Here is a 21,024-nt window from a genome sequence, read left to right as displayed (position 1 = left end):
TTGTCTGCCGACATGCGGTCCAGCCCGTCGAACAAGGGAAACACCAACTCGGCGTCGACTAGGCTAGGCCGAGAGCAGGAGGCGCAGCCGCTCGTCGAGGTCGATGAGCCGGTGCAGCGAGGACGGCGCATCGGTCGCAAGCGTGCGCACGGTGTGCATCACGTCGTGCCGTAAGTCGATAATCGGGGCAGACACCTCGCTCTCCCATCGGCTGGTGCTGTAATCGCCGAACTCGCCGCGAAGAGCATCGGTCCTCTTCACGATCTTGATGAGGTCGGTCAGGTCCATTGCGGCGACGATGTCGGCCGCCACGTCGTCCCGCACTTCGTCGGCAAGGCGATCTCGTATCCGCGCCTGTCTTGACGAGGGCAACATGGCGAGCGCCTTCTCCTGATCGAGGAAGAACTCGCGCGTCCGCTCCGCAAGGCTCAACTCGAGTGCTGTGACCAGCAGGTAGAAGTACGTTCGTCCCGGCTGCTTGTTGAGGTCGGCCGGACTGACGATGCCGACGATGTCGTGGCCGTCGACGACGAACAGGAATCGCGCCTTACGCAGAGCGGGCAGCAGGATCGCCAATGGCGTGTCACCGGCAATGACACTGGACGCGGTGACCGGCCGGAGGTACGGCTCGAGGGTACCTGGTTGGCCGGCGAGGTCGATGCGTCGGACGTAGCCGCACACTTCGCCGTCCCGGGTGATGGGCGCATAGTCGAACCGCGCGTCTTCCAGAGCAGCGGTGACGTCGCGTGCCGGAGTGTCAGCGGCGTAGGTGAGGACGCGACTGATCGGCGTCTGAAGGTGACGTGTTCGGATCGCTGCAGCGATTTCGTCGGACTGTGCCAGGTTCATGCTGGCAGTGTCGCCGCTACGGAAAAAGGCCCGACCACGGGGTGGCCCCGGAAGATCACGGCCGCCTGGCCGCCTCGCCGGGAATGCGTGGAAAGCTCTCGAATCCTCGGCTGCCTTCCCTGGCCGAGGGCGCAGCACCCCACGTGACTCGTCAGGGTCCCGGCGCTTTGCTATGCCGCTTCGCGATCTTGCTCCCACTGCTCCAGCCAGACTTTCCTGGCAAGGCCGGCAGGTGATTCGGGATTGCGGGCAGCCTCCACGATCTCCGCGAGCCGGGGGCTACGGTGGGCAAGCAGGTCGAGGATGGCATCCACCATCGGCGGTTCCAGCTCCAGTAGTAGCGTCCACTCGCTGCTGTCGTAGCAGCCGAAGATCGGATTCTCCTGGTCAACATCGACGAGCCGGCTCCCTGGAACGGCCTCGCCGTTGTGGCCGCCTGTACTCGCCTCGACGAACAGTTGCGCCAGCAGTTCCTGCCCAACCGAGCTGTCAAAGAATTCTGTTGATAGTGAGCCGTCCAGAAGCCAGTCGACGAACGCCGCAGCGTCGTCGCCGCGTCGCGCGAGAATGACGTCCTCGCGTGGCGATTCGTCAAACGAGGTGGTACAGGCCACGACACCGGAAGTAACAAGCCCGATCGCCGTCTGATCGGTGCCGGACGTCATACTGCCTGTTTCGGTGAACCTCAACTCGCCCCACTTGGGGGACAGAAGCGGCTCGGTACCCCACGAGCCGGAGTCCTCGGGCAGGAACCGCTCACCTTCAGACGTGGAGAACACCGGCCAGCGAGCGCCGTTGACGTACAGCACGCGGTGCACTCCTCTCTCCTGTGCGCTTTCGGCTTCTTCGATGTGTTTCTCCCACATGCCGTCACACCACAGGCTTCGATCAACGGCTTCGCCGCCACCAGGGGCAGAGAGCGCCAGCGGCAAGTTCCGCAGCGCCTCCTGGTTTGCCTGGACCCGGGTGACCTCATTCGGGTGGACCTCACCGAGTGTTGGGTCAGCGCTGATGAGTGCGGCTACCTCACCGCCAGGACAAGGGACCTCCAGCCCGTCGGCGTTGCGCCGCCACAGCATCTCCCCTCTCCGGAGCACCTGCGCTCGCTCGAGCAAGCGCTCTTCCTCGCCTCGGGGGCTGTAGCGCGCAATCTCATACACAAGCTCGCCGTCCATACCGTTCTCCCTGCTGAGGGCCGCTCCCAGCTCTCGGCCGGTTCGCAGCTGTTCTGAACCTGGTCCACCGCTACTTGTGCCAGTGCCGTACCCGACAACAGGTTCTACCGCATCCGACGGACGATGGATCATGAGCGGCGGCAGTCTAAGGTCGGCCTTTCGGACGGCCCGGCGGACCTGGAGGTGAGTCTGTGGTTCATCGCAGCTTGTAACCTCGTCGCCGGCTGGCGCAAGTCGGGTCCGGGCTGGTGCCAGGACGCCCGGTAGCCGGCTGGCGGCATGGTCTGGAAGGAGTCTGCCCGATTGGCCAGTAGCGGGGCCTGCGCGCCGCCGGCACCTCACAGGTGCAGCCCGCCACGCCCGGCCTACGCGGGGCGCGCGGACTGGCGCAGCAACGACATCGTGACGGCTGCGGCAGTGCCGATTCGGCGGGCGGCAACCCAGCCGGGATGAGGATGCTTCAGCAGCGCTGTCACAGTATGGTCGCCGGGCTGGCCCGGGGCGATGCGGGCGTTCGGAGTTGGCGGTGGGGGAGTTAGTGGCAGCGACTGTGCCGTTGAATGTGATCCAAGGCGACCGGGCTGCCGGTGTTCTCCTCGCCGCGGCGTGCGGTGACGCGCTGGGCGTGCCGTACGAGTTCCAGCCGCCTCTCGCGGTGGGCGAGCAGCCTGAGATGCGCGGCGGTGGGCTCGGCCCGTACGCGCCCGGTGAGTACAGCGACGACACCCAGATGGCGATGTGCATCGCGGAGGTGTCCGCCACCGGGGCGGACCTGCGCAGCAGCGACTCCCTCGACCGCATCGCCGACAACTTCCTCCGGTGGAGACGGGAGGGCGCCAGCGACATCGGGGCGCAGACCCGCCAGGTCCTCGACGCGGTCTCGCACACGAGCGGATCGGGCATAGCCGCGGTGATGCGGGACGCGGCCGCGGAGTTGCACCGGCGGACTGGCCGCAGCGCGGGTAACGGGTCCCTGATGCGCACCGCGCCGGTGGCGCTGGCCAATCTCGGTCAGCCGGAGGAGCTCGCCGAGGCCGCCCGGGCAGTGAGTGAGTTGACCCATCACGATCCGCTGGCCGGGGACGCGTGTGTGCTGTGGTGCGCAGGGATCCGCCGGGCGGTTCTCGACGGGACCTTCGACGGCGTGCGCGAGGGTCTCGACCTGCTGCCCGCGCAACGCCGGGACCAATGGTCGGGCTGGTTGGCCGAGGCGGAGTCCAAGCCGGCGGAGCAGTTCCGTCCCAACGGGTTCGTGGTCCCCGCGTTGCAGGCCGCCTGGTCGGCGATCACCCACACCGACGTGCCGGACCACGACCCGGGCCAGGGGAGTTTCCCCTGCCAGCATCTCGAACGCGCCCTGGCCGCGGCGGTACGTGTCGGTGACGACACCGACACCATCGCGGCGATCGCCGGGGCCCTGCTCGGCGCCCGGTGGGGCTCCTCCGCGGTGCCCCTGCCCTGGCAGCGCCTCGTTCACGGCTGGCCGAACCGGCGCGCGGCGGACCTGATCAGCCTGGCCCTGCTGACGGCCCAAGGCGGCAGGACCGACCACGCCGGCTGGCCGGGCTGCGCCCTCGCGCCAAGGCCTTCGATTGCGCCGTTGATGCTGGCGCATCCGCGCGACCCCGGGGTGATCCTCGGCAACCTCCACACCGACGCCGCCCCGGCGCGCGCCAGCGCGGTGGTCTCCCTGTGCCGGGTTGGCTGCGACGACTTCGACGACGTGCCCGTCGCCAACCGGATATCGGTATGGCTGGTCGACCAGCCCGGCGCCAACGCACAGCCGCACTTCGTGGTCGATCGGGCCGCCCGGTTGGTCCTCGAGTTGCGCAAGGACGGCCATGTGGTGCTGCTGCACTGCGCCGCCGGTCAGAGCCGCACACCGGCGGTCGCCGCCCGCTACACGACCCTGACCACCGGCATCCCGGCGCGCTCCGCGCTAGCCGAACTGCGCGAGATGCTCGACACGCACGGCTGGACACTCAACCCGGAACTACGGCAGGTCGTCGAAGAGCTGTGACCGGTCACGCCACGGCTCCCACTCGCCGATACTCGCCGAATCCGCTGCCGGTCGCACACGGTAGCTGCACGAGCCTGATTGATAGAGGGCTTGTTTCTCGTTCGCTCGCCGGAGCTGTGGAGTGCGCGGGCTTCGTGACCATCCCGGTCTTGAAGAGGCGCCACCCAGCGGAGGGATCAGCTGCATGACAACCGAGTTCGCCCCAGGAGTCACGGTGCGACTCGTTGCGCGGCCGGATGTGATCGGCGTGATCACCGGTTCCCGGGAGGTCGGCGGCGTGCTTCGGTACGACGTGTTTCACGACAACCGGATGCACGGCTATTTCGGCTCCCAGATCGAGATGGTGATGCCGGACTCGAAGGAACAGATGATCTCCGCGGCAGCTCTGCGGGCGGGTCTGACGTCTGAGCTGATCCGGGACAAGAACACCGGCTACTTGCACGCCCGCAACGTCGGACGCATCGACTACGAGCCCTACCAGTTCCGACCGGTTCTGAAGATCGTGCAGGCGGACCGCCCACGCATCCTCATCGCCGACGACGTCGGCGTGGGCAAGACGATCGAAGCCTGCCTTATTCTCAAGGAGCTCCAAGCACGCCACCGCGTCCGTTCGGTTCTGGTCATCTGTCCGAAGCCGCTGGTGGTCGATGAGAAGTGGCGCAACGAGCTCAAGCGGTTCGACGAGGACTTCGTGCACCTTGACGGCTCGGACCTACGCTTCTGTATCGAGGAGGCCCTGCGCGAAGGGGAGTGGCCGGCTCGGTTCGCGAAGGCGATCGTTCCCTACTCACTGCTCGACGAGCGCCTGCTCGTGGGCAATGACGCCAACGGCCGACTGCGGCAGGCCGGGCTTGTTGATCTTGCCCCCGGTCCGCGATTCGACCTGGTGATCGTCGATGAGGCGCACCATGTCCGCAACCGCGCCACCTTCGCCTACCAGAACGTGAAGCGCCTAACCGGGTCGGCCGAGGCGGTCGTGCTTCTCTCTGCTACACCGCTGCAGACGCAGAGCCGGGACCTGTTCACGCTGGTAAACCTGCTGCGCGACGACCTTGTCCCGACCGAGCGTGACTTCGCCCAGATGCTTGAGCCGAACCACTACCTCTACGAAGCCATCGAGGCCGCCCGTGGCGGGCAGGACGGATGGCAGGACGAGGTCCGGCAGGCCCTCGACGGTGCGCTCTTCACAACCTGGGGACGCGCCGTGATGGCGGTGGACCCGGGAGTGGAACTGGTCCGCGAACTACTGACCGAAGACCCCGTGGACGCGCGGGCACGCGTCCGCGTCGTGCGCACGCTTGAGGAGCTCAACACCTTCTCCTCCGTTGTCAGCCGAACCCGTAGACGCGACATCGGAACGTTCACCACGCGCAAGCCCAGCGCCCCAGTTGTCTCCTTCACCCCCGAGCAGGAGGTCGTCTACAACGCGGTCATCGATCTGGGACGGCGCATCGTCGAGCTCCAGACGCCGGGCATGCCGGTGGCCTTCCTGTTGTCCATGCTTCGGCGCCAGGCGGCCAGCTCGATCAGCGGCCTGGCGCCGCTGGTAGAGCAAGTGTTGGAGAACCGGCTCGACAAGGTCGAGTTCTCCGAAATCGGTGACGACGCGCCGGACGACGTCCCCGCGTCGCTGGACGAGCTGCGGGCGGAGATCCGCGCCATCGGGCAGCTGGCCGAGGGCCTCAACGGTCTTTCCGACCCCAAGGTCGACGTCCTCCGGCAGCTCGTCACCGACAAGCAGGCGGAGGAGAACAACAAGGTTCTGCTGTTCAGCACCTTCCGTCACACGCTGCGCTACCTCCAAGAAGAGGCAAGCGCGTGGGGTGTGCGAGTAGGTGTGGTCCACGGGGCCGTCCCGGACGAGGACCGGCATTCACTGCGCCGGCGCTTCAAGCTGCCGAAGAGCAATCCTGACGCGATCGACTTGATGCTCTGCTCGGAGGTCGGCACCGAGGGCCTGGACTACCAGTTCTGCAACACCCTGGTGAACTACGACATCCCGTGGAATCCGATGCGCATCGAGCAGCGCATCGGCCGCATCGACCGACGTGGGCAGCAGAGCGAGTCCGTCGCGATCATCAACATCCTCACCGAGGGGACCGTCGAGGCGGAGATCTACGACCGCTGCCTACTGCGTATCGGCGTCTTCCACCGCGCATTGGGTGGCAGCGAGAGGATCCTCGGTGACCTGACAACCGAGCTGCGCAGGATCGCGGACGATCTGTCTCTTTCCGCCGCAGACCGGGAGGAACGGCTACGCCAGATCGCCGACAACGAGGTGGCGCGCATCCAGGAGCTGGAGCGGCTCGAGGACCAACAGGGAGTGCTGCTCGGGCTGACCACCGAGTCGTTCGCATCGCGGGTCGCGGAGGCGAGCAGCGAGTGGTTCTCCGACGAGAAGATCGGCGACCTCGTCCGGGCCTACCTTGAGGCCGTCCTACCGGGCCGCCGGCTGGCACTGAGGCCCGGCAAGGTCGCCGTGGTGCGCATGGACGAGGACGCCGCTGCCCGCGTGAGCGGCGACCTTCATGCCGCAGTCGGCGGCGACGCCCGACTGGAGCGGCAGTTGCGCCGCAAACCGGCGGTCCTACGGGTCACCACAGATCCCGAGCTGGCCGCCGACGAGACTGACGTGGAGCTGCTCAGCGCGACTCACCCACTGGTGCTACTCGCCGCCCAGCACGCGGCGCTGCCGGGCGCACCGATGGCGTCGTTGCGGGTTCGTTCCGACGTCGTGCCACCCGGCAGGTACCCGATCGCGGTCCACGCCTGGACGCGCCTCGACGCTCGTGACAGCCTCACGCTCCGCTACATCAGCACGGATCCGGCTGTGGAGGCCGCCGCGGACAGCCTCCTGGCGCTTGCCGTCGACGGCGACGGGAGCCTGGCCCCCCACGAGTCCGATATGGATGCGCTTGAGAAGCGGCACCAGCGGGAGTGGGAGGTGGCCCGCGAGCAGCATGTTGTTCGGGCGAAAACCGCCGGCGCCCAGCGGGTGGCATCACTACGGGCGCAGCGAGACCGGCAGCTTCGCGCCATCCAGGAAAACGCCGACAAGGTGAGCGAACCCAAAATCGTGAAGATGCGCCAGAGCGAGCTGATCTCAGCCAGGGACAGGTTCGACCGGCTCATCGCAAAGCACGAACGTGCGGTCAGCGGCGCCGACCTCATCACCCGTCATCTGGTAACCGTGTCCCTGGAGGTCGAAGCAGCGTGACCACGTTCGACGCACTGTCCGCGCGGCGCAGCGCCTATGTGGTGGCGGCGCGTGAGAACGGCTTCGAGGAAGGGCTGCGGCGCCTTCTCGCCGACCTCTACCCGGACAACGCCCACTTCATTTACGAGCTGCTGCAGAACGCGGAGGACGCCGGCGCCCGCCAGGTGGTTTTCGAACTACGGGGTGACGGCCTGCTTGTCGAGCACGACGGTGCCCGCCTGTTCGACCTTCGTGACATCGAGTCGATCACGAGCATCGGGCAGTCGACGAAGGCGGACGACGCGACGAGCATCGGCAAGTTCGGCGTCGGATTCAAGGCTGTCTTCGCCTACACGCAGACACCCGTCATCCACTCGGGCACGCACTCGTTCGCCATTCGCGATCTGTTCGTCCCCGTCGTCGTACCCGGTGGCGGGCGGCCGGGGTGGACCACGTTCTGGTTCCCGTTCGACCGTCCCGACAAGCCGGCAGACCGTGCGGCGGCCGAAGTCGCGCACGCGCTGCGCGAGCTGTCGGGGACGACGCTGCTGTTCCTGAACAACATCACGTCGATCGCCAGCTCCGTGTTCGGCGAGGAACCGCTGCGCCTCGATCGACGTTCCATCGACGGCAACGTGATCGAGATCGCCAGCTCCCCCGACATGGCTGGGCCGGCACGATGGTACCGAATCGCCGGCGACGTCGAGATCGACGGACGCCCCTTCCCGGTGGCGGCGGCGTTCGCTCTCGAGGTGCCGGCCGCGGAGAAGCCAAAGAAGCGGTCCAAGGGCTATGTGGTGGCGCCGGTCGACGGCCAGGTATCGATCTACTTTCCCGCAGTCAAGGAGACGTCGGGGCTGAGGTTCCACATCCACGCACCGTTCGCCTCGACCGTCGCCCGCGACAGTGTCCGCGACGATCCAGGAAACGACGCCCTCATCGACGGGATCGGCAGCCTCATCGCACAAGCACTGCCGGTCATGCGCAAAGCCGGCCTGCTCACCGACGGCCTGCTCGGTGCGCTCCCAAACGCTGACGATGATTTGCCGGCACGGTACGAGGTCCTGCGCGAGCGAATCATCGAGGCGTTCGACAACGGACCGCTCACTCCGGTCGCCGGCGGCGGACATGCGCCGGGAAAGCAGCTACTCAGGTCGGACCGCAGCCTTCGCGAAGCGCTCACGGTCAAGGACGTGCGTTTCCTTCTCGGTCTCGCCGACCTTGATGACCGCGAGGCCATCAAGGGCTGGATGCCGGCCCGGGAGGGCAGGGCACGGGCGTTCCTTGACTCACTCGATGCGATCGACTTCGGCCCCTACGAACTTTCACACGCGCTGGGTCGAGCAGCCCGCGCATACGAGAACGTCGCTCGATACGAATTCGATCTTGGCAAGGTGCCCTGGTACGTCGAGAAGCAGTACGAGACGTGGCAGGGCTGGACGAAGTGGATCGAACCCAAGCCCGATGAGCGGCTCCGGGCGTTCTACACCGCGTTGGGCACCCTCGCCGCCAGGCTCAAGGCGAGCCATCCCTACAACCTCACGCTGGCCAAGGCACCCCTACTGCGCATTCGGGACGGCGCCACGACCCGTCACGTGCCAGGCAAAGAGGCCTACCTACCGACGGCTCCGGGCCTGCACGTTGACGGCCTCATGCCGGACTCGCTGCTGGTTTCAGACGATGGCGGCGACGAGGCGACGAAGGACGTGACCAAGGGCGCGCGTCGAGCCCTGCGCGACTTCTATGAACATGCCGAGGTCCAGCCATGGGATGCCGGAGCCCAATTGCGGGCCCGGTTCGAGACCTACGACCTCCATCCCGCATCCGTGACCGCACGACACGTCGACGACCTGCGTCAGCTGAAACGGCTGCTCGACGACGACGTCGTCGAGGCAATGGCCTTCGAAGGCACTGCCATCCTCGTCGCCGTACGGCGCGACGGCGAACGCTACTGGGCACCACCCCGCGACGTCTACCTCGACCAACCGTTCATCGCGACCGGCCTCGCCGCCCTCTATCAATCGCATCAGTACCGGGGCACCCCACCCGGCCGGCTCGACCCCGCGTACGCGTCTGAAGACTTCGATGTCACAGGCCTCGCCGATACGCTCGATGTCACGCGCGGGCTCTCGGTCAGGCCCGCAGACATCTCAGACAACCCGAAGTTTCAGAAGTCGTGGTCGCGAGGCAAGCAGCGCGCGTACACCCGGGTCGCGCAGGACTGGCAGATTCCCAACTTCGACCTGATCGTCGCGACCGAGGACGAGGACCTGCTGCGCTCCCTTTGGCGGACAGTCGTCTACGCCAAGGCATCCTTCGCAGAGGCCGAGTTCCAGGCGAACATGACCAGCCCCCGCTACGCCCTCGAGTCGCAACTGCTGCAAAGCCTGCGCCACACACCGTGGGTCCTCGACAGCGACGGCAACCTTCGGCTCCCCACCGACATCACCGTCGACGAGCTGGCGGAAGGCCTTATCGTTCCCGACGCCTCACCGATGCTGCAGCACGTCGGCTTCGGCAGGAACGCGGCCATCGCCGTTGAGGAACGCCGAGAACGCGAACTCCAAGCCAAGGCGCTCGGCTTCGAATCCGTCGACGTTCTGCTCGAGATCGCCGAGGCGTACCAGGCGGACCCGGAAAGCATGCGGGCCTGGCTACGTGAGCGGAAGAATCTGGCACTGCCGGAAGGTGCCTCGGCCGACCCGGAACAGCGGGCCCGACGCGCGGGCGAGAACGCGGCGGATGCACCTGAGCGCCGGTCCGAGAAGCGCATGCGCACCGTCCAGATCCAGGTGCCGGGCCTCCAAAGTGCCGCGAGGGCCTACCTGACCCAGATGTACACCAATGACGAAGGCGTCATGGTCTGCCAGGTGTGCACCTCGGCCATGCCCTTCAAGGTCGGCCGCGACTACTACTTCGAGGCAGTCCAGTTCGTCAAGGACAGCACCCGCGACCTGCACGAGAACCGTCTCGCACTATGCCCAACGTGCGCGGCCATGTACCGCCACGCCCGGGACACGCCGCTCGAAGACCTGCGGGCAGCACTGCTCGCCCACCACGTCGGCGGACACAGCAGCATCACCATCGGTTTGATGCTCGCCGGCGAGGCCGCGATGATCCGTTTCGTCGGCAAGCACGCCATCGACCTCCAAGCTGCGCTACAGGCAACGAAAGGCGTCCAGAGCAAGGACGACGAGCCGGAGGGTCCGCTCCCACCCGACGTGTCACGAGGCGTGGCAACCACATCGGCTCAAACCACCGCTGCCCCGCATCCCGCCGCCGCCTCGCCGCCTTCATCGGCGCGTGCGCATCGCCGGGCGGCACCCAGGCAGAGCGCGGCCGAACGCCGGGCGACGCCGGAACACCTCGTTCCCCGAGCGCGAGCGGGGGTTTCGGGTCCAGCCCGCGGCAAGCATGCCACCGAGATGGTGATCGCCACAGCCGCGGGCGGCGATCTTCACCTGGTCCGGTGCTCGTGCGGAATGCAGAGCCAGCCGCTGGACGATGCCGACCAAGCTTTCGCGTACGCCGACGCTCATGTGCGGCGAGAACCACGGCCGCCATCCCTCATGTGGAAGGGCAATCCGGACGGGCCGCATGTCGCCGAGGTCGTCACCGCAAGTGTGGACGGGTGCGAGCTTTACTTCGTAAAGTGCTCGTGCGGTTACAGAGGTTGGGCGGACGCGGACGCAAGACAAGCGGCGACCGTCGCCGATCTACATCCGTATTCCGCGAAACGTGAAGCAGAGTGGGAGAAAAATGCGGCAGCGAACCGGGATCGCACGGCGAGGCGGAACGCAGCAGCACGGGAGGCACTGAAACGGGATCCGCGGGTCTACGGTCCGATTGCCTACGACCCAGCGCACGAGATGGTGCTGATCCCACCGGTCCAATCGCCGCATCCGGCGAACTTCGGCGTGTGGGACGATTCGCTGCCTGCCATGAGGCGCTTCGTACTGGACACTCTGGCACGCGTCGAGCAGTTCACCGATGTCGTCGAGGCTGACAATCGGGCCGAGGCGAGGGTGCCGGTGATCGTGAACCTCGCGCCGCGCCCTGACAACACTCACACCCGCGAGGCGATCTCTGTAGCCCGTCCGCCAACCGACGGCGGTTCCGTGGTCGAGCGGCACATGGGCTACCTCTACAACCATACGCTCAAATTGTGGGGCGAGAGCCTGCACAGGCTGGCCGCGGCCGCCTCTCCGGCCCCGATCGGCTGTCACGGCTGGATCTCACTCAGAAAGATCAAGAACGATGCTGTCGAGCAGGGAGAACGGCTCGTCGACCTAGCAGAGCTTGAACCCGGAGACGACCTGTGGGCGTCCAAGTATTGGGACGCCGACTGGAAGGTGCACCGGCACTCACCCTTCTCACGCATCGAAATGCTCAAGATCGGCTACCGAATCGACCACATCTACCTGGACATCCCGCTTCCGCCACACTTCAAGAAGATGGTGGACATCTATGTGGCGAGGGCGGCAAGCGCGGGCGCCACTCACGACGTAGACCATGACGGGACGGACGACCCCGCGCAGCCCCGTGCCTACCACTAGCGGCGGCCCACGGGCCCGCACCTTCGTTGGGCTATCGGGGGCCGGCCCCAGTAGCCGCGGACGGCGGTGACGGTAGGGCGATCGGGCGCCCTCCAGGGACATCGGGGCCCGTCACCGGGCCGTCACCCGGGTTCCGCAGTTTGTGGTCAAACGATCATCGGAATCTGGGCGTTGAGCAGCGAAGATTGATGCATGTCTAGAGAGAGTCGTGTGTCCACGCCCTTGGCATGTTCTTTGATCTTGGTTATGTGGGGTCGAATGTGGTGACGCGGGGCGGTGGCTGGATGGAAAGTGCCTGGTAGATGGCCTTCTGTTCGGGCTTGAGTGGGGTGGTCTGCACGACGGTGCCGGCGGGACCGGCGAGGGTTACCTGCGCGATTCGCCCGAGTTGCCGGTTGATGTTTCGCCAGGGAAGGCCGGTGGCGCGTTCCGCGACGCGGGTCAGGAGCAGGGCGAGCCAGCAGATGAGCACGTGGGCGCGGATGCGGTGTTCGAGGCGGTGGAAGACCGGGCGGAGCAGCAGGTCGGACTTCAGGTCGCGGAAGCCGCGTTCGGCTTCCAGGAGGTTCTTGTAGCCCAGGGCGACGTCCTCGGTGCTGATGTGCGGGTCCGAGGTGGCGATGAGGTACTTGCCGTCCAGGCGGGACTCGGTCTTGACCTTGGCGTTGTTGACCTTCAGGCGTCCGTTCGGCTGCTGGATCAGCCAGCGGCCCAGGCTCGGGTGGTCACGTAGGGCGCACTCGGCGCGTAGGTGCGCGGCCTCGTTGCGCTTGCGGGTCTTGTCACCGGGTGGGCGCGTGGCGTCCCGCCGGCGTTGCTCGGCTATCCGGGCGAGCTCGGCGTTGATGCGGGCGATGGCGTCGTCGCGCAGCTGCTTGTCACGTTCGGCCTGCTCGGGGTTGTGGCAGATGACGAACCGGGCGTCCTGCCCCTGCACGGTGACTTCCTTGACGCGCAGGTTGTCGCGGACCTGCTGGTAGCGGCCTTGGCGGGACAGGACCTGGTCGACGAGGGGGTTGCCGTCGCGCATGCGCATCCCGGCGATGTAGTGCCCGCCGGCTCGGCGCAGGTAGGCCAGGTTGTCCGCGGAGGAGAAGCCACGGTCGACCACGGTGATGACGCGGCCGAGCCGCCAGTCGCGCATGTCATCTTTGACCTCGGCGAGGACCTGCTGGTCGTTGGTGTTGCCGGGCCAGCACCAGACCCGCACCGGGATGCCTTCCTTCGTCACCGCCAGGCCGATGACGATCTGCGGCAGGTCACCGCGGTGGTCCTTGGAGTGCCCGAACCGGCGGAACGCGTCGTCGCCGTCGTCTTCGCCATCGCGTTCGAAGTAGGTGCTGGTGGTGTCGAAGAACAGCAGGTCCACCTCAAGGTTGAGCAGGTTGGCCACGGCGAAGAACACCGCTTCCTGCACCCGGCCGGCGGTGTCGGCATCGATGAGCAGGTCCATCGCCCGGTACGCGTGGTCCTCATCCATCGCCGGCAGGCCACTGATCAGGGCGTCCTCGCGGACCCACTCGGCGGCCGACAGCTTGCTCATCGGCGCGACCGCCCGGTTGGCGACCAGCGCGAACAGCACCCGTTCCATGTTCGTGGTGAACCGGCGCCCGTCCGTTGCGGCGCGCACCGCCGCGGCGACGTCCAGCCGCCGCCACAGCCCGTCCAGCAGCCACGTCGCCCCGATCGGTCGGGCGTCGATGACTTCGAGGGGGGCCGTGCCCGCGGCAAGCCCCGCCTCGGCGGCATCGCCGAGCACGTCGACGTCGCCGAAGTGCTTGTTGATCGACGCGGCCAGCCGGCGCAGCCCCTCGACGTCGAGGCGGTCCACGCGGCCGAGGTTCATCAACACGTCGGGCTTGGTCCGCCCGTCCACCCGCCGGTTGTGGGCCAGGGCCACGTAACGCACCACCCTGCCGTCGGCGTTGGTCCGCGACGTGAACCGCAGATACATGACCACGAGCAAACCACGACATGCCTAACCAGACAAGGGAAAGCCTTCCAGTCGTGTTACCACACTTTCGACCCCGTACACCGGATCCCGGCCAACCGCAGGCCCGTAACCAGCACAAACCCGAGACGGACCGAGCTCATGTGTCTACGAACTGCGGAACCCGGGCGTCAGAAGCCGACGGTCACGTGCTGGCTTGCACCGCGTCGGTGATCCACTGGTCTGGGGGTGTGCCGCGTAGTCCGTCGTCGGCGCCGTACACGCGGCATGTCAGTCCGTAGGCGTCGCGGCGGTTCGCGTCTGGCTCCACGTCGATGCCGTTTACGCGGATGCTGGGTGAGCCGAGGAAATGCTCTGCTCGCGCCTGGTCCTCGGAGTCGATACGACGGTGGGTGATCGTTGCATCGATGCCGGCTGCATCCAGCAGCGACCGGATCCACGCCTCCAGTCCCTCGTGGTTGGGGCAGCCCTCGAAGTACAGTATCTCGATCATGTCTCGCCCACAGTCTCGCTCACCTGGCCATCATGACCGGCTGATGCACCGCGTGTTGGACCACTAGCGGCGACATGGCGTGATGCATGGCGGCAGCGTGGCGCATCGTGACCAGGCTGCGGGCGATGCGAGTGAGGCTGGCGGCGATGGCGATGAGGGCGAGCACCTGCGCCGGAGCGTTCGACCCGAGATAGATCGTGATCACCGTGATGTCTCCGGCAAGTGCGAGGGCGGCGATGGCGACGGCGGCGACGAGTGCGTGTTGGGGGCTGGCTTCGGGCAGCCAGCGGATGAGACTGGTCGAACTCATCGGCGCACTCGGGCGAGAGGCCGGAACCTGCGGGCCCATGGCCGTCTTCGCTTCTGTCTGTCGGCGATAGTCGTCGCTGCGGAGGTCCCAGCCCTGACCACTTCCCGTTTATGTCGAGATGCAGACTGGTGCCGCCACTCCCCATGCTCATGCAGAAACATGAATTTCGAGTTCGCCGGCAACGCCTCGCCGCAGAACCGAATCACCGGCTCCAGCAGGTCCAGCCGCTGTGGAGCCACACCCAACGCCATACCAGTAGAACTACCCGAAATAGATAGAAAGCGATGGCTGCCATGCTCGCGGCAGCCATCGTTTAACACCAATCATCTGGCGGATCTGTTCAGTCAGCTGAGGAGGATAGGGGCGCAGTACCGCCGTGCCGACGCGAGGAAGCGGCCGTTTCGCTACCGGCCCGCGCGACCGAGTTGACGGCCCTCGCGGCCGTGTTCACGGCCGTCGCGATCGAGCTGATGGCCTCTGAGCAGTCGCTGGCCGCTTCGCGCCAGGCTTTATGTACCGCAGGGTCCTGCAGAACGCGGATTGCCAGGTTCCCGAGGGTGACGAGCGTGGCTGCGTCGAGCACTCGCCGAGCATTGTTGATGTGAGTCATGGTGGACCTTTCTTCAGGACGAGTAGCTGAGCGCGGTTAGTTGGCTTGAGCGAACGAGAGTCGACGTTTGCTGTATCCGCCGAACTCGTTGCTGGAGTCGGCCTTTTGATGGAGTCGAGCAGAGCTCACGCCGCCAGAGTCCGATCCGGACTTGCCGGAGTTTTCGCAGCAGTTGCTCTTGGCCATGTCCTCACCTCGTTCTGTTCGCGGGATGAGAGCCAGGGCGAAGTCGCCCGGCGGTTCCAGGGGACGCGGCTCCGCCTTTGGCGATCAGGCCGCGGCGGGCAGATCGTGGACCTGCTGGCTGCTCAGTCGCGCGGTGCTCCTGATCGGCGTGACATTGGCCGGCTTGGGCGTGCCGGGCTGGAGCCGGACGAGGGTGTGGGTGTCTGCGGCGGCAGCCAGTTTGCGCGAGAGCACTGAGCGCTGGTCTGGGTGCTCGGCCGTCACGACCTGGACGCTGAGGCCGGCGCGCTTCGCCCGGCGGGCGAGATCGGCGAACGCGTGGTCGCCAGAAATGATGACCAGTTCGCCATACTCGGTTGCCACGCGACGGAGGTCGATCGCGGCCAGGAGTGCACGATCTGCCCCGTCAGGGGCGTCGGCCCCAACGACCCACTTCACGTTCGCGCCATGGATCGCAGCGCGGTACTTGCGGACGACGAGGCGGCTGGCGCCGACCACGACGTGGTCGTGTGGAGCGATGCCCGGGGCTTGCAGCTTCAGGACGTTCCAGAGAGCGGCGGCCTCTTCGCAGGTGGCCTTCGCGCCGCGGGTCGGGTTCTCGATGTCGAGCAACACATAGCGACGCTTGCGTGAGGTCAGCGACGCGGTGAAGGCCTCAGTCGGTTCGATTGCGCCACCAGCATTGACCGGCTGCCGCGCGTAGGTCTTCTCCAGGTGGTACCCGCGGCAGTCGGGGCACGCGAACGTGCTGCCCTCGAACTGGTGGGAGCCGGCGAGCATCGCCTTGGCGCCCTGCCGGGCCTGGTGGCGATCGCGGTAGCGCGCGAGCCCGGTGGCCTGGCAGAGCGCCAGCTTGTGCCGGCGAGATTCTCCGTGGCGGCGGTGCGAGCGGGTGGTGAGTTCGGAGTTGATCCGGGTGTTGATGTTCACTGTTACATCCTTCGAGGTGATGCCGGTGTGGCGATGCCTCAAGCAAACCGCTAGGCACGCGAGGCATCACGCGACCCCGTGCCTCGCTCTGCCTGATCGAACCCGCTGGCATGATGAATGCCATGGCGCACGAACCCGGACTTCAGCTCACGAAGGACCTCTCCGATGCGCTCAGCTGGGTCCTGGGCGAGGCGCCCACAACACCCGTGCCGGTCGTTGTCCTGGCGGCGTACCTGGACTCGCTGGCGAAGGGCTACGGGCTGTCGGAGAGCCTGGAAGTTGATGATGTGGGTCCACTTGAGCGGGCTGATCTTCCAGCATCGGCTGTGGCGCTGATCAACCACTACTTGGCAGACGGCGATGCTTCGGTCGACGCGGACTCCCTGCGAGACCGGCTCTACTCCGTCTTCGCGGACCTCTCCCAGAGCCGGCGCGCCCGCAGCATTGTCGACAAGAAGCAGACTTTGACCGATATCGGGCTGCTCTATGTGGGCCAGATCTACTGGAATCTCGAAGGCACGCCGGCACGGCCCAAGCTGCCGATCCGGGCGGAGCAGGTCGTCACTGTCGCGGGAAAGCAGGTTCCTGCTGACATCAAGGCTCCGAACGCGAACAAGGACTTCGCCACAATGAAGTGGGCGGCCCGCGTCAACGAGCACGGGCCGTACAAGTCGTCAGGACAAGGGTTCCGAAAGCAGGGAGCCCGCCTGGCCGTACTGGCTGCAGAACACATCATCAAGTGCAACCCGCAGCACCCGCCCACCCTGGGAAACGCAGCCCTGCAGCTCACCCCATCCGACCGCGGCAAACATCGGATTTCGTCGATCATTTGGCGTGAAGACCAACCAGGCTTGGCGACACCCGCCACGGTTGGTGCCGACCGTCGCCCACGTGGGCTCGACGCCGGGAAGCAGGGTGCGCCGCATCATCGATCGGTCATCGAGCACAGCTTCGCTCGAATGAAGCTGGCTAGCGCGTTCGAGGGCCGCGAACCCGAGTTGGACGAGCTGGTGAAGTTCTGCACTACCGATGACGAGCAACGCTTGCTTGTCGTCGGTGAGCGCTACTCCGGCAAGTCAGCGCTGATGGCGGAGTTCTTCGTGAACGCCGAAGCCCCCGACACCGTTCGGTTGGGCTACTTCGTGCCGCCAAATCAGCGGCAGGATGCACGATCCGAAGCGATGGTGCGCCACCTGGTCCGCCAGGCCTACCTGCTGACGACAGGCGAGGAGTTGCACATCGACTCCAGCAACCCGGGCAGGCTGAGGGAACTGCTTGCCACGTGCGTCGGCCAAGCGAGACAGGATGGACGCAACGTCGTCCTGATCGTCGACGGCATCGACGAGGACGTATCAAATCGCCTGCAGGAGCAGACGATGATGAGCATCCTGGGCGAGCTCTCGGTTCCCAGGCTCAAGGTGATCGTCTCGGCCTGGTCAGACCGGATTCCTCCCGAGGCCGCCGCCGGCTGGCGGCAGCTGCCTGTTCGGCGTACCGAGTACGTCGCCGAATGCCTCAAACAGATGGAGGCCGAACTCGAGAGCCTGTTCGACCACGCTTCCACCCGGGGGATCCTGCAGTACCTGACGTTCGGAGTCGGCGCCTTCCAGGCCGACGAGCTGGCGCAGCTCACCGGCGGCAGTGTCCGAGCCATCCGCAAGACGCTGACCGGTTCCGAAGAGCGAGTGTTCAGCGCGGTACGCGAACCCGGCGAAGAAGACCGCTGGGCCTTCGCGCATCCCAAATACGCTGAAGTGGCCCGAGCCTTGTTCGACGAGTCCGCGGGTGCCTGGCCGGCTGGAGAACTGACATCGGCCGCTGCCGTGTCGGCGGAGGCTGAGACCGAGATTCGCCTTGAGGCCTGGGCAGGGTCGTTCCGAAACGCCGGGTGGCCAACCGAAACCCCCCGCTACCTGCTCACCCACTACCCGGAATCCTTGGCTGAGCGGGGCGACCTGGCCAGACTTTGCCGACTCTTGTTCGACCCTGGCTACCTCCGGGCCGTCGCTGGCAGGTTCGGCCCCGCCAACCCCATCTCCTTCCTCGTTGATCAGGCAATGCCGCTGGCGCTTCGCGCTGCGCAGGCCGGCGCGTCTACGGCCAGCCTGGAGACCATTGCGAAACTGGGAACGGTCCGCATCAACTACGAGGTGACCGCCGACACCGTCCCGCTGGTCCTTCTGGAAGCTGTCGGACGCGTGGCAGGGCCGGTCGCCGCGAAACGGCTCGCCACCCACATCATCGGACGCGACACCGACTCCGACCCCGGCGCGACGAGCGGCCGATCTGGCCTGTTCGAACCATTGAGCAGCTCCGCCGCCCAGACCGTCAGCGCCCTCGTTCGTGCCGGGCTGACGGACACGGCCAAGGAGTACACCCTCACACGAGATGACCCGGACGTCCGCCAGGCGTACGCCCGAGCGCTCCTCCACCAAGGCGACCAAGCTGGTGCGATCGAGGCGGCCCGCGCCTGGCAAAGCTCGATGGAGGATGCGGCCAAAGACCACCAACCCATGCTAGCTGACTTCTCCACATTCGTGGAAAGCGTGCTAGGACGCTTGGTGGAAGGCGAGATGGGGGATGCCGCCAAAGACGACCCGCCGACGCTAGGCGCACTCTTGGAAAGCGGGCTAGCCCTCCTGGCGGAAGGCGGGAGCGAGACCTTCGGGCTCTCCCTAGTGGGTGTGCGCGATGACTTCCGGAACCGATCCAGATGCGTGAGGCTATTCCAAGAGGCGGGCGATCATGCCGCCGCGTCCGGACTGGCGATGCGACTTCTCGGGGAGTACCGCACGGTCGAGTACGCCGCCGGCGCTGTGGCGCTGGACGTCGCTGCAGCACTTGTGTGGGGCGGTCATGTCCAGGAGGCTTCGGAACTGATCCGTACCATCCCGGAGGTTGTCGTCGAGGTGGTCGCCACCCTTCGAGGCCGACCGGGCATCGCCGACCACCCTCTCCTATTTCCGGGACCGAGAGTCCTTGACTTGCTCACAACCGTCCCAGTGCTGCCCCTCATCGAGGCCTTCCTCGCGACCGGAAACCACGCCGGCGCGCGCCAGTTCCTGGCAGAGCACGTCCAGGGGAAGGAGTACGAGCAGATTCATGCCGCGCTCATGGTGAAAGCCGGAATGCCAGACGAAGCGTTCACTGCCATCGACACCCTCGACGCCCTTCCAGACAACACCCCCGGACTTGAAGCGTCGCGGCCGTTCATGGTCACGCAGCACAAAATCGTGCTGTTCGCCCTCCTCGCCTGCGAGCATCCCGAATCGGGAGCGGCTGCTCGAGCAGTGGACCAAATCAAGAGACTGATTGCCGGCTCCCACCCGGAGGCCCAGCCTGTGCTGCGGAGCCAGCTTGCACTGGCCCTGATTGCAGTACGCCGCGACGACGAGTTCGATTCCGTCGTGGAGCAGCTGGATGACCCTGCCGATGCGCTTCTTCACGGAGTGGAAGCCGCGGCCCGACGCGACGACCTTCAGGTCGTGCTGCGTTACGTCCACCACCCGCAATGGATGAACCCACGCACCTCCACCAAGGACCGGATACAGGCGCTTGCCCTCTTAGCGATCTGCTACCTGGAGGGCAACAACGCGCAACAGGCCCGAGAGGTACTCGACCAAGCCCTCACCTTCGCTGCAAGCCCGGCGGTGGCGAGGAGCGTACGCCGTCAGGGAATCGTGGATGCAGCGGTGGGTCGTGAGTTCGACTGGGAGCACATGCTCCGCCAGGACCTCAAGACCGGACTGGAAGCCGTGTGGGCCGCCGCGTACTGGCTAGAGAACCCGGAGAAACACCTCGACGCGCTAGAGGGTGCAACCCTTGCCGCGATAGAGCTTTGGCATAGCTCCCGGGGGATTGGTGACCGCGATGAGGGCGGCGAGAAGGGCCCAACCGCGGAACTGCCGGAATCCGGTCTTGATCCGCTAGAGGCGGCCACAGGCAGCCGCACGCCAGGCAGTTGGCGGGGCTGGCAGGAGGCCTTCGCGGCGCTGGCCGACGCCCTATACAGAGCCGGCGATGAGGGGGCCGCGGCAAGAATTGCCACCCTTGCTCTTCGCGTGGCGCTCGTGCAAAGACAGCTCGACGACCCGGGAACGCCAAGTCCCCCGATTTTGCTTGGCCGCCGGCTCATCGACCTCGTGCGTTTGGTGGGGGAACTAGAACCGGACGTGAAGCGCCAGATTCAGGAAGCCCTTGAGGACTCCTCCGAATGCCTGCGTCGGTTCTTCTTTCCTGGCGGGCCACCTCGTGAGTTATCCGCCCTTGGGGCTGCCGCGGAGTCAATGTCTCGGGCGGCGATCGGCCAGCGAGACGACGCCCGCGCGCTCGTCACCGAGGCCAGCAGCGCAGTCGCGACAGCCGCGCCGACAGATGCTGCGTCCAGGGCTCACGATGCCGTTCTTTCGCACTGTGTGGAGACCCTGGCGTTCTTGGGCGAGCCAGAACTGGCCGCCCCACTACTGGGCTACATCTCGCACGCCTCGGTCGCGGCCCAGGCAAATCTCTGCCTCGCCGATAGCTATCTCGATAAGGGCGACATCCCGGCGGCTTTCCGGTATGCCTCCCATGGGCTTAGCGACTGCCTCGATCCGAGGATTCTGCGCCGTCTCGACCCAGATCTTGTCCCCAAGATCGCCGGATTCGAGGACCAACTCTGGAAAGTCAACTCCGGCCGTTCCCTCGAATGACCTCAATCTTTCATGGGGCTGGTGAGCGCGATGAGAGACTCGGCTCCCGGATCGCCG

General features: G+C 66.3%; 10 protein-coding genes. 4 read left to right on the top strand and 6 right to left on the bottom strand.

The genetic code is table 11. The features are described 5' to 3' along the window. Positions 1-63 precede the first annotated feature (63 nt). Positions 64-849, bottom strand: coding sequence for a CBS domain-containing protein (locus tag FHX32_RS20040; protein ID WP_167185169.1), 786 nt, complete (start codon positions 847-849; stop codon positions 64-66). A gap of 170 nt (positions 850-1,019) precedes the next feature. Next, positions 1,020-2,024 carry a hypothetical protein gene (locus tag FHX32_RS20035; RefSeq protein ID WP_167185166.1) on the bottom strand — a complete coding sequence of 335 codons (1,005 nt, stop codon included), beginning with the start codon at positions 2,022-2,024 and terminating at the stop codon, positions 1,020-1,022. Positions 2,025-2,586: 562 nt separating this feature from the next. Here FHX32_RS20035 and FHX32_RS20030 point away from each other — a divergent pair. The 3 genes from FHX32_RS20030 (at position 2,587) to FHX32_RS20020 (ending at position 11,796) form a co-directional block, all read left to right on the top strand. Next, a complete protein-coding gene (locus FHX32_RS20030; RefSeq protein ID WP_486481245.1) occupies positions 2,587-4,044 on the top strand; it encodes an ADP-ribosylglycohydrolase family protein in 1,458 nt (485 codons plus the stop codon). Positions 4,045-4,228: 184 nt separating this feature from the next. Then, positions 4,229-7,261, top strand: coding sequence for a DEAD/DEAH box helicase (locus tag FHX32_RS20025; protein WP_167185160.1), 3,033 nt, complete (start codon positions 4,229-4,231; stop codon positions 7,259-7,261). Beyond that, positions 7,258-11,796, top strand: a complete 4,539-nt coding sequence (locus tag FHX32_RS20020; protein ID WP_167185157.1) for a sacsin N-terminal ATP-binding-like domain-containing protein — start codon at positions 7,258-7,260, stop codon at positions 11,794-11,796. The genes FHX32_RS20025 and FHX32_RS20020 overlap by 4 nt, the downstream gene beginning before the upstream one ends. 244 nt (positions 11,797-12,040) lie before the next feature. On the opposite strand, the gene FHX32_RS20015 is transcribed toward FHX32_RS20020, so the two are convergent. The 4 genes from FHX32_RS20015 to FHX32_RS20000 all read right to left on the bottom strand — a co-directional run bounded on the left by FHX32_RS20015 (position 12,041) and on the right by FHX32_RS20000 (position 16,276). Continuing rightward, complete coding sequence (locus FHX32_RS20015) at positions 12,041-13,750, bottom strand: IS1634 family transposase (RefSeq protein WP_109903628.1); 1,710 nt, start codon at positions 13,748-13,750, stop codon at positions 12,041-12,043. Positions 13,751-13,931: 181 nt separating this feature from the next. Next, the gene (locus FHX32_RS20010; protein WP_167185153.1) at positions 13,932-14,240 is read right to left on the bottom strand and encodes a DF family (seleno)protein; all 309 of its coding nucleotides are present in this window, start codon (positions 14,238-14,240) and stop codon (positions 13,932-13,934) included. Positions 14,241-14,259: 19 nt separating this feature from the next. Next, positions 14,260-14,550 carry a hypothetical protein gene (locus tag FHX32_RS20005; RefSeq protein ID WP_167185150.1) on the bottom strand — a complete coding sequence of 97 codons (291 nt, stop codon included), beginning with the start codon at positions 14,548-14,550 and terminating at the stop codon, positions 14,260-14,262. An 880-nt stretch (positions 14,551-15,430) separates the two neighbouring features. Continuing rightward, on the bottom strand, positions 15,431-16,276 hold the full coding sequence (locus FHX32_RS20000; protein WP_167185147.1) for an NYN domain-containing protein: 846 nt from the start codon (positions 16,274-16,276) through the stop codon (positions 15,431-15,433). 122 nt (positions 16,277-16,398) lie between these two features. Between FHX32_RS20000 and FHX32_RS19995 the strand changes: the two genes are divergently transcribed. Continuing rightward, positions 16,399-20,967: an ATP-binding protein gene (locus FHX32_RS19995; protein ID WP_167185144.1), complete on the top strand. Its 4,569-nt coding sequence runs from the start codon at positions 16,399-16,401 to the stop codon at positions 20,965-20,967. The last annotated feature ends 57 nt before the right edge of the window (positions 20,968-21,024 follow it).

Source organism: Micromonospora sp. CNZ280 (assembly GCF_011759515.1).
This window is presented reverse-complemented; position numbering and strand designations above follow the sequence as displayed.